14 protein-coding genes, 1 tRNA gene and 1 pseudogene are annotated in these 15,425 nt (G+C 73.0%); 7 read left to right on the top strand and 9 right to left on the bottom strand.

Features of this window, described 5'->3' with window-relative positions; translation table 11 throughout:
* The first annotated feature begins 38 nt into the window (after positions 1-38).
* The 3 genes from B100_RS0116055 to B100_RS0116065 all read left to right on the top strand — a co-directional run bounded on the left by B100_RS0116055 (position 39) and on the right by B100_RS0116065 (position 1,206).
* Positions 39-404 carry a hypothetical protein gene (locus B100_RS0116055; RefSeq protein ID WP_024885458.1) on the top strand — a complete coding sequence of 122 codons (366 nt, stop codon included), beginning with the start codon at positions 39-41 and terminating at the stop codon, positions 402-404.
* 144 nt (positions 405-548) lie between these two features.
* Positions 549-1,142, top strand: coding sequence for a hypothetical protein (locus B100_RS35050; RefSeq protein WP_024885459.1), 594 nt, complete (start codon positions 549-551; stop codon positions 1,140-1,142).
* A tRNA-Lys gene (locus tag B100_RS0116065) sits at positions 1,133-1,206 on the top strand. Before B100_RS35050 ends, B100_RS0116065 begins: the two co-directional genes overlap by 10 nt.
* 50 nt (positions 1,207-1,256) lie before the next feature.
* Here the strand turns inward: B100_RS0116065 and B100_RS0116070 are convergent.
* A complete protein-coding gene (locus B100_RS0116070) occupies positions 1,257-2,591 on the bottom strand; it encodes a M6 family metalloprotease domain-containing protein (RefSeq protein WP_078540949.1) in 1,335 nt (444 codons plus the stop codon).
* Positions 2,592-2,935: 344 nt separating this feature from the next.
* Between B100_RS0116070 and B100_RS0116075 the strand changes: the two genes are divergently transcribed.
* Positions 2,936-4,879 (top strand): EAL domain-containing protein, encoded by a 1,944-nt coding sequence (locus B100_RS0116075; protein WP_024885461.1) that lies wholly within the window; start codon positions 2,936-2,938, stop codon positions 4,877-4,879.
* Here B100_RS0116075 and B100_RS0116080 read toward each other — a convergent pair.
* The gene (locus B100_RS0116080; RefSeq protein ID WP_024885462.1) at positions 4,855-5,949 is read right to left on the bottom strand and encodes an LLM class flavin-dependent oxidoreductase; all 1,095 of its coding nucleotides are present in this window, start codon (positions 5,947-5,949) and stop codon (positions 4,855-4,857) included. The genes B100_RS0116075 and B100_RS0116080 overlap by 25 nt on opposite strands.
* 204 nt (positions 5,950-6,153) lie before the next feature.
* Between B100_RS0116080 and B100_RS37605 the strand changes: the two genes are divergently transcribed.
* The gene (locus B100_RS37605; protein ID WP_078540945.1) at positions 6,154-6,558 is read left to right on the top strand and encodes an SMI1/KNR4 family protein; all 405 of its coding nucleotides are present in this window, start codon (positions 6,154-6,156) and stop codon (positions 6,556-6,558) included.
* A 56-nt stretch (positions 6,559-6,614) separates the two neighbouring features.
* Here the strand turns inward: B100_RS37605 and B100_RS35530 are convergent, their stop codons facing one another.
* The 6 genes and pseudogenes from B100_RS35530 to B100_RS0116110 form a co-directional block, all read right to left on the bottom strand.
* On the bottom strand, positions 6,615-6,995 hold the full coding sequence (locus B100_RS35530; protein WP_106967017.1) for a tyrosine-type recombinase/integrase: 381 nt from the start codon (positions 6,993-6,995) through the stop codon (positions 6,615-6,617).
* A 480-nt stretch (positions 6,996-7,475) separates the two neighbouring features.
* Positions 7,476-8,035 (bottom strand): annotated as a pseudogene (locus B100_RS37610) (YqeB family protein).
* A 60-nt stretch (positions 8,036-8,095) separates the two neighbouring features.
* Positions 8,096-9,445 (bottom strand): AAA domain-containing protein, encoded by a 1,350-nt coding sequence (locus tag B100_RS0116095; protein WP_024885465.1) that lies wholly within the window; start codon positions 9,443-9,445, stop codon positions 8,096-8,098.
* The gene (locus tag B100_RS0116100) at positions 9,442-11,043 is read right to left on the bottom strand and encodes a hypothetical protein (protein WP_024885466.1); all 1,602 of its coding nucleotides are present in this window, start codon (positions 11,041-11,043) and stop codon (positions 9,442-9,444) included. The genes B100_RS0116095 and B100_RS0116100 overlap by 4 nt, the downstream gene beginning before the upstream one ends.
* The gene (locus tag B100_RS0116105; RefSeq protein ID WP_024885467.1) at positions 11,034-12,203 is read right to left on the bottom strand and encodes a hypothetical protein; all 1,170 of its coding nucleotides are present in this window, start codon (positions 12,201-12,203) and stop codon (positions 11,034-11,036) included. Before B100_RS0116105 ends, B100_RS0116100 begins: the two co-directional genes overlap by 10 nt.
* The gene (locus B100_RS0116110; RefSeq protein ID WP_024885468.1) at positions 12,154-13,113 is read right to left on the bottom strand and encodes a phosphatase PAP2 family protein; all 960 of its coding nucleotides are present in this window, start codon (positions 13,111-13,113) and stop codon (positions 12,154-12,156) included. Before B100_RS0116110 ends, B100_RS0116105 begins: the two co-directional genes overlap by 50 nt.
* Before the next feature lie 183 nt (positions 13,114-13,296).
* On the opposite strand from B100_RS0116110, the gene B100_RS0116115 reads away from it, so the two are divergent.
* Positions 13,297-13,893 carry a histidine phosphatase family protein gene (locus tag B100_RS0116115; protein ID WP_024885469.1) on the top strand — a complete coding sequence of 199 codons (597 nt, stop codon included), beginning with the start codon at positions 13,297-13,299 and terminating at the stop codon, positions 13,891-13,893.
* Between the two features lie 121 nt (positions 13,894-14,014).
* On the opposite strand, the gene B100_RS0116120 is transcribed toward B100_RS0116115, so the two are convergent.
* On the bottom strand, positions 14,015-14,611 hold the full coding sequence (locus B100_RS0116120) for a TetR/AcrR family transcriptional regulator (RefSeq protein WP_024885470.1): 597 nt from the start codon (positions 14,609-14,611) through the stop codon (positions 14,015-14,017).
* A 133-nt stretch (positions 14,612-14,744) separates the two neighbouring features.
* On the opposite strand from B100_RS0116120, the gene B100_RS0116125 reads away from it, so the two are divergent.
* The gene (locus B100_RS0116125; RefSeq protein ID WP_024885471.1) at positions 14,745-15,314 is read left to right on the top strand and encodes a hypothetical protein; all 570 of its coding nucleotides are present in this window, start codon (positions 14,745-14,747) and stop codon (positions 15,312-15,314) included.
* The last annotated feature ends 111 nt before the right edge of the window (positions 15,315-15,425 follow it).

The following is a 15,425-nucleotide window of genomic DNA, read 5'->3' on the forward strand; positions in this document are numbered from 1 at the left end:
GCACCCCGGAGGCCACCGAGACGTACGAAGGAGAAGTCATGGCGGAGCACGCGCCGCGCCCGGACCAGCCGCGGCTGCGCCCCGCGCCCCTGCTGTTCGAGCCCGCGCAGGCGGCCTCGGACCCCGAGCACTTCTTCGACCTGGAGTCGATCGAGGATCCGCGCGCCCTGCTGGAGCGGGCCACGGAGCTGACGCTCGCGTTCCGTGCCGCCGCGGACCGGGCGACGGAGTTCCAGGCGATGGCGGCGGCCCAGCTCGCCGACCCCCGGCGCTTCGACCGGCTGACGACGGCGGACATCGCCGAGCGCGCCGAGTGGACCGAGGACTACGCGAAGAAGATGGTCGAGTTCGGCCGCGACCTGATGCGCGGCGGAGAGGGCCCGGGGCACGTCGACCCCGTGTGAGCCCGCCGCCCGCGGTCCGTCCCCTGCCTGGGCCGAACGGGCGGGGCATATGCCGGGTGGCAGGGTACGCGCTCGGCCTTCCTCCCGTCAGGAGTTCCGGCAACTCTGCGGAACCGCGTCCTCACGGCGCGTAGAAATATCTGTATGAGCAGCACACCGAATGTCTTCGACGTCAGCGGTGTCACCCCGGACGGCGCCGCCTGGCTCGCCTCGGCGGGCACCGCCCGGTGCGGCACGCGGACGCTCTGGGGGGAGCGGCAGGACGCCCCGGTGGTCCTGCCCTGCGGCGTGGTCTTCGACGTGGTGAGCGTGCCCGGGATCTTCGGGCGACGGATGCTGGACCGCCTGTGGGAGGAGGGGCCGGGCTCGGGTCCCGTGGCGGAGTACCGGGGACGGATGCTGCTGTTCGCCGCGGTCGGCACCGCCCAGCGGCTGCCCGCCTTGCTGACCTGGGAGGAATGGGGCGCGCACGGCTCCCGTACGGACGGTGTCCCGCCCCTGCTCTGCCACGGCGCCGGCGACGAGGTGACGGTCCCCGCCCCGGCTGCACCCGCCCGCGCCGACGCGGCGCCCCTCGCCCGCTGGCTGGTCGCCCCCGACACCCGTCGCCCCTGGCTGCCGGGCCCGGAGGTGCTGCTCTGGGCGGCGGTGCGGGCGGCCCGGGCGGCCGTGCGGATATCGATTTTTCCTCCCGCCGATCGTGGTGCTAATGTCTACGACGTCAGCAGGCGCCGCTAGCTCAGTTGGTTAGAGCAGCTGACTCTTAATCAGCGGGTCCGGGGTTCGAGTCCCTGGCGGCGCACGACACGAAGAAGGCCCCTCGCGCAAGCGGGGGGCCTTCTTCGTCGCGGTTCAGGACGCCTGGGCCGTCCGGTCGCCGGTGGTGATCTTCACCGTCCAGGCGCCCGAGGCGGTGCGGCCCTCGACCTCCACCCGGACGGACTCACCGGGGACCGTGAAGCTCTCGCCGAGGGCGACCGGGGCGTCCGCCAGCGGGGGATAGACGGAGTCCTCCCAGCAGGCCTCGGTGTGCGGGTGGGCGTCGATCACCTCGATGGGTCCGCGCCCCGAGCGGGTGCCGGCGCTCACCCGGTAGACCAGCACCCCCGGCCGGCAGGCCGCCCGGTCGTTGCCGACCGGTCCGCGCACCTCGAACGCCAGCGCCGTGTCCGTCCCCGTACGCACCACCGCCAGCTTGGTGCCGCGTCCCAGTCCGAACGACGGCGCCCCCGCCGCCCCCGTCACCGGTGTCGTCGGGCCCGCCCCCAGCGGCTCCAGCGTGAGCCGCACCGGACCGCCCTCCTGCACGCACCGCACCTGCCGGGGCTCCAGCCAGCCCAGCTTCCACTTGTGCCAGCCGAAGAGATCCGGCGCCAGCGCGAACTGGCTGCCCATCAGGTCCCAGTCCCCGACATGGGTGTCCCAGTCGCCCTTGCCGTCCACCGGCCGGTGGTACAGGTCGGGCAGGTCGAAGACGTGCCCGGTCTCGTGCGCCAGCACCAGCCGGTCCGGCGGACTGTTCTCGAACACGGTGACGACCCGCCGGATGTCCGTGCCGTCGGCCCGCATCGGCCGGTCCAGGTTGACCACCTTCGTGGCGTCGGAGTCCACGCCCGGCGCGTCCGGATCGGCGACGAGGTAGACGATGTCGTAGCGCGAGAAGTCGACGTGCGGATCGGACGCGGCGAGCGCGTCCCGCAGGTAGGCCGCCCGGTGCGCCACGGTCCAGTCGCGCTGTATGGCGTACGCCGTCGACGGGCGCGGCATGCGGATCCACCGGTTCACCGGGTGCGACCGCAGGCTGAACTTGCCGTAGGAGGCCTGCTCGAAGAAGCGGCCGGTGGCCGGGAAGTGGTCGGCGGCCAGGTCCCGCGGCGTGGTCAGCGGATGCGAGTCGGGGAACGACAGGAACACCATCACCGCGTCGAGCTGCCGCGTCGGACGCGGGTAGGCGGCGTTCCAGGTGTCCAGGCCCTCCGAGTGGTGGGCGTCGGTCCGGGTCAGCACGCAGGGCTCCGCCGAGAAGGGCTCGGGGCCGGACACCACCGTCACCAGGGATGTCGCCGCGAGCGCCGACATGGTGGTGCACATCGCCGCCGTGGTGCGCAGCCGGGGCCGTACACCCGAACGGCCGATCCGCCGCAGTGCCTCACGTCCGAGTCCTCTCGGGGTGAGCTGACGCGGCACGGGGACCTCCGGGAGACGGTTCACGGGACACCGCACCCAGACTGGGATGATTTGTCGTACTACGCCCTGTTCAACTGCACCGGTCGGGTGAGAACGGAGGCGATCCGGGCGGTACCGCACGCGGTCCGCTCCGTAAGCACTCACGGAACGTCACAACTGGTCGGAGCCCCGCCTGGAGCCGTCTGACCGCGCGCAGAAACGATCGGGCAGAGATGCGGAACCGGCTCCGAGGCCGGACAGTGGCTGGAGCGGCCCCACCCGGGCCTCTATGATCGGCACACTTTCCGGGTACGGAGAGACCTTTCCCAGCACGACAGCGAGCGAGTGCACTGCGGGAGCGAGTGGTGAGCGGAACGTCCGAAGGGCCGACGCCCGCGACTGAGCTCAACCGGCCGGTCGTCACAGAGAGTGAGATCCTCACGTCCCCCGGTGCAGAGGCGCTCGGTGCAGAGACCCTCGGTGCGGAGGCCGTAGCCGCAGAGGTCCTCGGTGCGCAGGCACCCGGTGCGGAGGCCCCCGGCGCCGAGGACTCCGACCCGCGCACACCCCCGCCGCCGTCCTACCGCTCCGTCTTCACCGCCGCCCCGCTCGCCATGGCCGTCGTCGACCGCGAGGGCACCGTCACCGGCGCCAACGCCGCCCTCGCCGAACTGCTGGGCCGCGACCAGGCCACCCTCACCGGCGCCGTCGCCGCCGACCTGGTGGACCTCGGCTCCGACGCCCGCACCTGGCACGCCTACCGCGAACTGCTGCGCGGCCGCCGCGGCCGCCTGCGCTGCACCCGCCGGCTCAAACACCCCGAGGGGCACGCGCTGTGGGTGCGGGTCACCGTCGCCCCGCTGCCCCCCGACGACGGGGGCGTGCTGCTGTCCGTCGCCGACATCAGCGACCACCGCGCGCTCCAGTCCCGGCTGCGGCACCTGCGCGAGCACGACCCGGTGACCCGGCTACCCAACCGCACCCTGTTCTTCGAACGCCTCACCACCGCCCTGGAGGCGGAGTCGTATGCGGAGAGCGGCACCGGCCGGATCGGGCTGTGCTACCTCGACCTGGACGGCTTCAAGGCCGTCAACGACACCCTCGGCCACCGCGTGGGCGACCAGTTGCTGGCCGCCGTCGCCGAACGGCTCACCCGGTGCGCGCAGGAGACGGGCCGCACCCGGGCCGGCATCCCGCTGGTCGCCCGGCTCGGCGGCGACGAGTTCGCCCTGCTCGTCGAGGACTCCACCGGCACCGAACAGCTCGCCGACCTCGCCGAGTCGCTGCTCGACGCCATCCAGGCCCCGTTCGACCTGGCCGGCCGGCGCCTGTCGGTCTCCGCCTCGATCGGCGTCGTCGAACGGCACGCCGCCGGCACCACCCCGACCGCGCTGATGCAGGCCGCGGACACCACGCTGTACTGGGCGAAGGCCGACGGCAAGAGCCGCTGGACGCTGTTCGACCCGGAGCGCAACGCCACCCGGGTGACCCGCCAGGCCCTCGCATCCACCCTCCGGCCGGCCATCGACCGGGGCGAGTTCGCGCTGGAGTACCAGCCGCTGGTGGGCATGGAGGACGACCGGGTGCACGGCGTCGAGGCCCTGATCCGCTGGAACCACCCCCGCTTCGGCACGCTGACGCCGAATCGGTTCATCTCCCTGGCGGAGGAGGACGGTTCGATCGTGCCGCTCGGCCGCTGGGTGCTGCGCACCGCCTGCCGGCAGGCGCGCGCGTGGCAGACGGAGCACCCCGACGGGCCGCCGATCTTCGTCAGCGTGAACGTGGCGGTCCGTCAGGTGTGGGACTCCGACCTGGTCGCGGACGTCGCCGACACCCTGGAGGAGACGGGACTGCCCCCGCACCTGCTCCAGCTGGAGCTGACCGAGTCGGCGGTGATGGGCTCCTCCGGCCGGCCCCTGCAGACCCTGAAGGCGCTCAGCGACATGGGCGTCCGCATCGCCATCGACGACTTCGGCACCGGCTACTCCAACCTCGCCTACCTCAGCAGGCTGCCGGTGTCGGTGCTCAAGCTCGACGGCTCGTTCGTGCGGGGCTTCCAGATCGAGGACCGCGCGGCGAAGGCCAGCCCCGCCGACGAGGTGATCGTCGAGGCGATGGTGCAACTCGCCCACCGCCTGGGGCTGACCGTCACCGCGGAGTGCGTGGAGACCTCCGCGCAGGCCACCCGGCTGCGCCGGATCGGCTGCGACACCGGTCAGGGCTGGCTGTACTCACGCCCGGTCCCGCCCGACCGCATCTCCGAACTGCTCGGCACACCGGACGTTCAGGCGGGCGTCGGCAACCCGTAGGCGTCGGCGATCAGTTCGTAGGAACGCACCCGGACGTCACCGCCGTGCGCGTTCGCGGTGAGCATCAACTCGTCGGCGCCGGTGCGCTTCTGCAGGTCGTCCAGGCCGGCCCGCACCTCGTCCGCGGTGCCGTGGATGACGTTGGCGTTCCAGGACTCCACGAACTCCCGCTCCATCGGGCTGAAGTCGTACGCCTCCGCCTCGTCCGGCGTGGGCACCAGTCCCGGGCGGCCGGTGCGCAGCCGCACCATGTTCAGCGCGGCGGCCAGCACCTGGCGGCGCGCCTCCTTCTCGTCGTCCGTGGCGAGCGCCGCGACGCCGATCAGCGCGTACGGCGCGTCCAGCACCGCGCTCGGCCGGAAGCTCTCCCGGTACAGGTCCAGCGCGGGAACCGTGTTCTGCGCGGAGAAGTGGTGGGCGAAGGCGAACGGCAGCCCGAGCATGCCGGCCAGCTGGGCGCTGAAACCGGAGGAGCCGAGCAGCCAGAGGGGCGGCCGGTGCGGGGACTGCACCCCGCCGGGCGAGGTGGCCTGCACCGGGCCGGGCACGGCGTGGATCCGCCGGTAGGGGTGCCCGTCGGGGAAGTCGTCGTCCAGGAAGCGGGTCAGCTCGGCGAGCTGCTGCGGGAAGTCGTCGGCGCCCTCGTTCATCCGGTCGGTGCGGCGCAGGGCGGCGGCGGTCGCCCCGTCGGTGCCGGGCGCCCGCCCGAGACCCAGGTCGACCCGTCCCGGCGCCATGGCCTCCAGCGTGCCGAACTGCTCGGCGATGACGAGGGGGGCGTGGTTGGGAAGCATCACGCCGCCCGAACCGAGCCGGATCCGCTCCGTGTGCGCGGCCAGGTGCGCGAGGATCACGGCGGGCGAGGAGGAGGCCACACCCGGCATGGAGTGGTGCTCGGCCACCCAGTACCGGTGGTACCCGCGCGCCTCGCCGAGCTTCGCCAGCTCCACGCTGGTCCGCAGCGCGTCGGACGCGGTCCTCCCGGCCCCGACCGTGACCAGGTCGAGGACGGAAAGGGGAACGGGGGCGGAGCCGAGGGCGGTACCCCTGATCTCGTCGTCTGCGGTCACGTGGGGGTGCCTCCTGTCGTACGTCCACTCACACAGTGCTGTGCGGTGGAAGAACAGGGGGTGCTCCCCGCTTATTCCCCCGGCCGGGGGTGCGTGTCGTATGCGTGCTCGCCCTCTCACCCGCTGCGGTGAGACCCGAGGTCGGCCGACGAGGGCGCCCGTACGCCGGCCGGGACGGAGATTTCCCTACTGGCGGAGGGCTTGATGAGCAGCCCTACCCTTGCGGACCTCAGCCACCCGCGACCGACACCGCGCCTCCCGGTCGAGGAGCACCCGGCGGCTTGCATCCGGCCAGTCCGCTCCCCGGACGGTCTCGCGGCCGACACGTCCAAGTCGGATCAGGAACCGGGTGGATCCTGGGGGATCGACTCGTCGTCCGGCCATGGAAACTCATGTCTGATCGCCGAGTGGGGGTATCCGGAAATCGGTGTAGTGATTTGCGATACGCCTTCCGCTGGCCATGACACGGTAATGCTCGACTATTCTGAGTGTGGCCCGAAAGGTGAACCCGCCATCGCGTACATCGATGAAGATCGCGTCCCTCGACGGGTAGCGAAGTCGTTTGGTGAGTTCCTAGTGCAACTAGTGCCTTGCGACTCGGCTGATTAGGGTCGACGTAATGCATTTGAAAGGGAATGACAGGTAGGCCCTTTCAAGGTTGAACATCAAAGCCCCCCTCGGTGCAGTTGCGGAGGGGGCTTTGGCGTTTTAACGGCAACGTCAGCGGACAACGACTGTGGCACATGGGTTGTCGGGGTCGTTGCCGTGGGACTCAATACGTTGGCGAGGGTTTCGATGACCTGGCGCTGGAGGCGGAGTCGGCAGTGACGCCGGGCGTGGCCGAGGAGGTCCTTGATCACGACGAGGTCGTCCCCCTGTTTCAGGAGCAGGGTGGCGGTCATATGTCGGAGGTCGTGAAACCGGATGCGGTGAAGTTCTGCGCGGTGGAGACTTCGACTGAAACTGCGGGTGAGGTTGGAGGGTTCGAGAAGGCCGCTGGTGGGAGTGGTGACCGCGAGGCCGTTGTCCGACCAGTATGTGCCCACGGCCTGGCATGCTTCCTCCTCTGTTCCCGTGAGTCTTCAGCGAATTGCGCATTCGGCGGGGAGAACGAGAGACGTGCCGCCGGTGCGGGGGACTGGAGGGAATGGTGGATGGCGGCGGTCTCGGTGTTGAGGTCGGGTCGTCCCAGTGCAGCCCGAGGAGTTCGTCCTTGCGGAGCCTGGTGCGCAGAGCGAGTGGTAGCTAGAGCTGAGAACAACTGTCGCTCCGTCCATTTCGGACGGCATGAGCACGAGGCTGTTGCTAAAGGGTGTTGCACAAGACTGTGTTTGGGCAGGCCAGGGCGGGTGGAGACGGTCCTCTGGTCATGATGCGGGGGCGAGGTTGTGCATGTGGGCAACGGCCTCGACGGCGTGGTGGAGGCCGTCGCCGTATCGGCGTCGTCTCGCTTGAACGCGCGCGCGGGCCTTCAGCACGGCGTCCGCGCACTCCGGCAGGCCGGGCGTGTCGGGAATTCAGCGGCGTCACGCCTCGCGGTGTGGGTCCTCCGACTCCCAGCGGTGGCCGTGGGCGGTGAGCACCTCATCGAGGCGGGACCAGGACAGGTCGCTGGTCTCGCGGGCGAGTTCGGCGCCGTCCGGCGCGAGCAGCACGAGTTGCTTGCCGTCACGGTGCGCCGAGGCCACGTCCTCGCGCCGGAACTGCCGTGAGGCGTCCCGGATCGTCAGGACGATCCGGGCGCCGCCGATCCGCACCGCTAGCGACTCGTGCCGACGACCAGCCCCAGCAGCGCGCCCGCCCCGGTCGCCCTCAGCGTGAGCCAGGGCTCCGGGACCGACGTCAGCAGTTCCGTGGGGCTCTTGAACGGCGCCCACCGCAGCGTCACCATCCACTTCGCGAGCAGCGGGAGCGGGACCAGCGCGCCCAGCCCCGCGCCGAACCCCAGGCAGACGAGCGTGAGGAGCAGAGGCGACTGCGCGAGCACCGTCTCGCCCCGCACCGGAGTATCCGGCTTCCCGTCCAGACCCACTGCGTCTCCCGGCTTCGTGTGCTTCCGCCCGACGAGTGTGCTGCGGAACGCCACGCCCCGTCATCGGCGCGACGGTCTACGGGGACTACGACTGCGGTCGCCGTCAGCCGCTCCCTACGGCCGCCACCGCACCCTGTGCTCCGCCAGATGCGACAGCACCGCGTGGTTCGCCTCCCAGCCGTCCGGGAACTTCACCAGCGTCCCGAGCTGGACCGGTTCCGTGGACGGGTAGTCGTCCAGGAGGTCCGTCACGCCCTCGCGGCAGACGACGATGCACGCGTGGCGGTGGCGGGAGGCGAGGACGCAGAGGCGGCCCGTCTCCAGGTGGAACGCCGTCGCGTCGGGGCGGCCGGAGAGGGGGTGGAGGACGACCGTCACGTCGTACTCCCGGCCCTGGAGCCGGTTCGCCGTGTCGACGGTCACGTCGCTCACACCCAGGTCAGCCAGCGCCGCCCGCACCGCCGCCGCCTGATCGCGGTGGGCCGTGCCGACCGCGACGCGGTCCGCGGTGAGCGGGGTCGGGTCGGGGGAGCGCTCGGAGACCGCCGCGCCGCCCCGGTCCAGCAGCCGGCGCACCACCTGGGCGACCGCCCCCACCGCCTCCGGGTCGGTGCGCGGGGTGTGGCGGGCGGGCAGCTCCAGCAGGCCCCAGCCGGTCTCCGCCGCCTCGTCGATCACCCGGTCCGGGCCCGAGCCGTCCGACGGGACGGCCAGGGTCAGGGCGCGGTCGCCGTGGTCCGTGCCGCTGCGGAACGGCGTGAACGGGTAGAACGCGTCCGACACCAGCGGCGCCGCCGAGGCGGGCAGCCGCCAGGACACCGGCAGGCGGTGCTGCGGCAGGTCCGGGTTGTGCGCGAGCAGCGTGGTGACGGCCGAGCCCGACGGGTCGTACGACAGCCCCGCCCACTGCTCGGCACCCACGATCGAGAACGGGTCCAGCTGGCCCGGATCGCCCACGAACAGCGCCCGCTCGAACAGCCCGGCCACCGCGAGCAGCGCGTCCGAGCGCATCTGGTACGCCTCGTCGACGATCGCGTGCCGCCACGGCTCCACGTTCTTCACGTGCGCCCACTTCGCCGCCGTCGACAGCACCACCGGCAGCCCGGCGAGGTCCGCCGCCTTCGCCGACGTGCGCACCTGGTCCAGGGCGTCCAGCGCCTTGTCGTACGGATCGGTGTCGCTGCTGTGGAGCCGGCCCACCGGCAGGTCGGGGTTCTTCTCGGCGAGGCGGAGCACCAGGTCGTCGACCTGGGCGTTGGTCTGCGCGACCACCATCAGCGGGCGGCCCGCCTCGGCCAGCTCCAGCGCCGCGCGCACCACCAGCGTGGACTTGCCGGCGCCGGGCGGGGAGTCGACGACGACACCGCGCGCGGAGCCGTGGAGCGTGTCGTGGAGGATCGCGTCCGTGGCGCGGGCGGCCGCGGAGCCGGGGTCGAACGCCGTCTCCTCGACAGGGGCGGTCACAGCAAGTCCTCCTCGGTCACCGGGTCGGCGGGCTCGGGGGCGGCCTCCTCACCGGGCGGGCCGCCGTGGGTCCACGGCGTCTCCTCCGGATCGGGCAGCTTCGCGCCACCGCGCGGTTCGTGCTCGAAGAGCGTGAAGCACAGCCGGTCGCCTTTCTCCGGCACCGAACCGGGCTCCGGCTCCTTGCCCCGCCCCATCTTGTCCATGATCCGCAGCACCAGCAGGCCGTCCTCGGGGCCCGCCTCGTACCCGACGAACTCGGCCGTCTGCGGCTTCCCGCCCAGCGAGCGGTACGCCTTCACCCGCTCGCCCAGGTGCGGCCGGTCGTCGGTGCGGACCGTGACCAGCGGGCGGGGGCTCGGCCGCTTGCTCTCGCTGTAGGCCATCACCACGTCGACGACCTCGCCGGCGAACGCCTCCCCGGACAGCCGCCGCGCCGCCATCACCAGCGGGTCGTCGAGCGCCTCTTGCGCCTCCAGCCGGGCCTGCTCCCGCTCGCGGGCCGCCAGCTTGTTCGCCGCCGTCACCGCGTCGTCCCGGCGGGGCTGCGGCGGCTCGCCGGACGCCACCCGGTCCCGGTGGCCGGTGTACGACCAGCGGTCGCGCGTCCAGCGCTCCTCGACCCGGGCGCCCTCCGGCAGCTCCCGCAGCAGGTCCAGGCCCCGCCACACCGCGTCCCAGGTGGGCCGGGTGCGGCTTTCCACCAGCGCGCGGATCTCCCGCTCGGCGGCCGTCAGCGCGCCCAGCCGGTCGTCGGCCTCCAGGCCGTCCTCGGCGGCTGCCAGGGCCGTCCGCGCGCGGTCGTAGCGCTCGATGGCCGGGGCGAGCAGCTTGTTGTCGAACGCCGGGTCGGTCGCCGGGCCCGCGGGCGGGCACACCAGCTGACCGTCGTCGTCCCGCTTCAGCTCCGCCTCCTCGGCGGCCTCCGCCCCGGAGCGGCCCTCGGGCGGGTCGATCCAGGCGAGCAGCGCCCCCAGATGCTGGTCCTCCAGCGTGGACTGCCCGGTCGCCCAGTGCCGGCCCAGCACGTCGGTCATGGCCAGCAGCAGGCAGGAGCCGGGCACCCGGGCCCGCTCCCCGAAGTGCGTCAGCCAGCGCCCGAGCAGCGGCACCCGCGGCGGCGCCGGGAACGGGGTCTTCGGGTCCTGCTCCGCCGTGCGCCGGAACCGCATCGACCGCCCGAGCAGCCGCACCAGGTCGATGCCCGCGCGGCTCGGCACGACCAGCTGGGGGGCGTCCGCGCACAGCTCCACCTCGACCTTGACCCGCTTGCCGGTCTCCGGGTCGGTCTCCGCGCGCTCGGCGGCTTCCACGGCGTCCGCGAACGAGTCGACGTACGGCAGGACCACGTCGGCCAGCTCGGCCAGGAACGCGAACCGCAGATCGCGGTCGCGGGGCTGCGGCACCACCAGCAGGCGTGGGGCGTCCCGGTCGGTGCCCACCAGCGCGCCCAGCGGGGCGCCGGCCTCACCGGCGGTGACCAGCGGCACGAACACCAGGGGCCGCTCGGCCAGGTGCCGGTGCCGGACGGTCGCGGCGGTCTGGGCGCGGCCGGTGTCGACGGCCTCGAGCCGGGCCAGGGTGGCGATCAGCGACACGGGGCCACCTCCCGCGCGCCCTCGGCGGCCTCCCGGGCCTGCGCGGCGGCGGACGCAAGCGCCTCCGCGCGCAGGGCGGCGGCCCGGCGCAGCGCGGCCACCGCCGGGTCGTCGGGGTCACCGGCCTCGCCGCGGGCCGCCGCCAGCACGTCCCCGACGGTCGTCAGACCGCCCAGCTCGGCCCGCACCGGGCGGCCCAGGGAGGTCACCGCGCCGGACGCGCGGGAGCGGTCGCGGCAGTGGAAGGCCAGTTCGCAGGCGGACAGGCACTCGGGCGCGTAGGTCGCGGGGACGGACTCCACGGCCTGCTCCAGCTGCTCGGCGGGCAGCTCGGGGGAGAAGCAGGTGCCCTCCGGGAGCGTGTCGGCGATCTCCTCGACGCGGGTGAGACGGGCCAGCTGGCGGGCGGTCACCGCGCGCTGCTTGCGCACGTCCACGGCGGAGGCGGCCGGCAGGTTGGAGAAGTCCTTGGGGCACACCAGCAGGATCCGGTGACGCACCCGCGGGGGTGTCCCGAAGCGGGCGGCGACCCGCTCCAGGGCCAGCACGTACACCGCGGCCTGGCGGGCGGCCGCGCCGACCTTCGCCGGGTCCGCCGCCCCGTCCAGCATCGGGAACGACTTGATCTCGACGACCGTCCAGCTGCCGTCCGGGTGCACCACCACCGCGTCCGGCTCCAGGAAGGCCAGGGAGCCCGCCACGTCCAGGGCGAGCATCGGGTGGTCCAGCAGCGTCCACGCGCCGGGCGCCTCGGCGGCCTCGCGCAGCGCGAGCTCCGTACGCGCGGTGCGGCCCTCGGGGCCCTGCGCGGTCAGGTCCGGCACACGCGCCCCGGCGGGCGGTTCGGCGGAGCGGTCCAGCTTCTCGTGGGCAAGGCGCAGCAGCTCCGTACCGCCGTCGGCCTTGACCTTCGCCTCGAAGGCGTTGCCCCGGACGAACGCGAACTGCGACTGGCCGAAGACCGAGGGGGAGCCCAGGGCGCTCGCCAGCTCCGCCTTGTTCACCCCGGCGCCGTCGAGGATGGCGCGCCGTCTGCAGCCCGGGTTGGCGGCGAGGGCCGCCAGGGCGCGCGCGTCCAGCGCCTTGGCCGGTACCTCAGGACCCCGCAGCTCAGCGAGCCGCTGCCGGAGCCCCGTCCCCCGCGTCCGTGGGGGAGGCACCCGGTTCGGCTCCTGCTCCGTACCGCGACTCGGGATGCCGCTGCCGTGGAATTCGCTCACCCGCGGAAGTCTGGCATCCGGCACTGACAATCGTGGCATCCGTGTCGGAGGAGGCCACCGGGACGGACACGGAGGCGGGCAGGTAGCGCGCCTTCGCCAGGTCGGCGACCCGGCTCACGTGCGGGGCGAGCAGCAGGCCGGCGCCCATCACGGCGGCGCCCGCCAGCGCGTCGAGGAAGTAGTGGTTGGCGGTGCCCATCACCACGATCGTGGTCACCAGCGGGTAGACCACCGCGGCCGTCCTCGTCCAGCGTCCCCGCCCGTACTTCCAGAGGATCACTCCGCACCAGATCGCCCAGCCCACGTGCAGGCTGGGCATCGCCGCGTACTGGTTGGTCATGCCGCCCAGGCCGCGCGGCGCGCTCGCCTCGCCGCCCCACCAGCCCCAGGAGCTGTAGTACGCCATCGTGTCCACGAAGCCGTGGCTCGCGTCGAGCAGCCGGGGCGGGCAGGTGGGCAGCAGGGTGAAGCCGATCAGACCGATGAACGTCGACGTCATCAGCCAGGTCCGGGCCGCGCGGTAACGCACCGCGTGGGAGCGGAACAGCCAGATGAGCACCGCCGGGGTCACCAGGTAGTGCAGGGAGGCGTACCAGAAGTCGGCGGGTATGCCGATCCACGGTTCGCGGGTGAACAGGCGGTTCAGCGGGTGCTCGGCGTTCAGGTACAGCGCCTTCTCGATGCGCAGCAGCGCCAGACCGTGGTCCACGGCGTCGGCGACGTCACCCCGGACGACCAGCCGTCCCGCGGAGTAGCAGGCGTACACGAGGAGGATGAGCGGCAGCTCGGTCCACCAGCGCAGCCGGGTCGCCGGGACCGCCTCGGTGCCCGGTGTCTCGGTGTGCGGCATCCGATCGCTCCCCCTTCGTCCTCGCGCTGTCCTGGTCGGCGGCGAGCCACTCTACGTTGTGCGCGCGTCTTCCCGCGTACACGCCCTCGGAACCGGATAGACGCGGAGATCGCCCCCCGGGTTGCCCGCGTCCAGGGTGCGCGATGATGGACGGGTCCCGCCTGCGATTTTCGGAAGGTTCTCATGGCACCGCGCATCCTGCTGGCCCGGCACGGACAGACCGCGTGGTCGCTGTCCGGCAAGCACACCGGCCGGACGGACGTGCCGCTGCTGGAGGAGGGCCGGCAGGGGGCCAAGCTGCTCGGCGAGCGCCTGCACCGGGCGCCGTACGACGGACTGCCGGACGTCGAGGTGCGCACCAGTCCGCTGTCCCGCGCGCGGGAGACCTGTGAGCTGGCCGGCTTCGGCGACCGCGCCCGGCACTGGGACGCGCTCCTGGAGTGGGACTACGGGGCGTACGAGGGCATGACGCCCGCGGAGATACAAGCGGTGCGTCCGGGCTGGCTGATCTGGCGCGACGGCGTCCCCCAGGGCGAGACGCTCGCCGAGGTCACGGCCCGCGCGGACGAGGTGGTCGCGTGGGCGCGCTCCGCCGACCGGGACGTGCTGGTCTTCGCCCACGGCCACATCCTGCGGTCCATCGGCGCCCGCTGGCTGGGCCTGCCGCTCGACTTCGCGGCCCGCATCCGCCTCAACCCGACGTCCCTGTCGGTCCTCGGCTGGGCCTACGGCGAGCCGGCCCTGGAGAGCTGGAACGACGTGGGGCACCTCGTCCCCTGACGCACGCGTCGCTTCACGCACGTGTCGCTTCACGCACGCGTCGCTTCACGCACGCGTCGCTTCACGCACGCGTCGCTTCACGCGCGCGTCACTCCACGCGTGGGTCACGTCACGCGCGCGTTCAGGCGCGTGACGCGGCGGTGCCCGCCGTGAGGATGCCCTCGACGCCGTGCAGGAGGGTCTCGCAGACCAGCTCCGGGTCGAACAGGCAGCCGGCCGCCATGGCGCCGTCCCTCAGCATCACGAAGTGCCGTCCCGCCGCGTCGGCGGGCTCGATGCCCGCCCGCCCGAGCAGCTCGGTGACGGTCTCCAGGAACCACTGCCGGTGGTCCAGCACGGCCCGGTGCACCGGGTGGTCCGGGTCGGGGAACTCCGCCACCGCGTTGAGGAACGCGCAGCCGCGGAAGCCGGGGGAGCGGATGCCGTCGGCGATGGCGCCCGCGACCGCCCGCACGTCGTCCGCCGGAGTGGCGTCCGGCTCCCGCGCGCCGGCGACCTGCGCCCGTATGCCCTGGTCCGCCAGGTCGAGGTAGGCGAGGACCAGCTCTTCCTTTCCACTGAAGTGCCGGTACAGCGTGGCCCGGGTGACCTGGGCCTCCTCGATGATCCGGTCGACGCCCACGGAGTGGATCCCCTCGGCGTAGAAGATCCGCGTCGCCGTGCCGAGCAGCCTGGTCCGCGCCTCGGACGGCTTGGCGTTTCGTGTGCCCCGACTCATGGGGCCGAGCGTACCAAAACCGAGAGGGAGAACGTTCGGTCTTGACGAGTGTGGGGCGGGCCACTTCAATAGAGGGAGACCGAACGTTCTCCCTCCTGCTCCGCAGGTCCGCCCGCCATCGAAAGGCACCCTCGTGGACACCCTCGTCACCGCCCCGGCTCCCGCGCCCGCCTCCGCACCCGCGGCCCTGCGCAGGCTGTACTTCGTGCGCTTCGCCTTCGCCGCGGTCTGGGCCGCGCTGCTGTTCGCCACGGCCGACACGCTGGGCCCGCTCAGTGCGACGCTCCTCGTGCTCTATCCGCTGTTCGACGTCGCCTGCGCGGTCGTCGACGTGCGGTCCGCGGCGGCGGACGGCGGTCCGGTGCGCCACCTGTACCTGAACATCGTGCTCAGCACCCTCACGGCCGTCGGCCTGGCCGTCGCCGCCACCTCCGGCATCCCGGCGGTGCTGCGGGTCTGGGGCGCCTGGGCCGTCACCGCGGGTCTGGTCCAGCTCGTCATCGGCGTCGCCCGGCGCCGTATGGGCGGACAGTGGGCGATGATCGCCAGCGGCGGCATCTCGACGCTCGCCGGTGTGTCGTTCGCCGCCCAGGCCGGCGGCGCCGACGCCTCCCTCAGGACGCTCGCCGGTTACGCCTTCCTCGGGGGTGTGTTCTTCCTCGTCTCCGCCCTCCGTCTGGGTCGCGCCGCCCGGCGCGCGTGACCCGGCCCGAGCCCCGCGGGCCCCATCGGCGTCCCCCGGCGCCGGCGGGGCCCGCGGCTTCCCGTCGGCGCGGGGCCCGGCGGGCCCGTCGTGACCCCGGCCGGGGCGATT

The organism is Streptomyces sp. CNH189 (genome assembly GCF_000527195.1).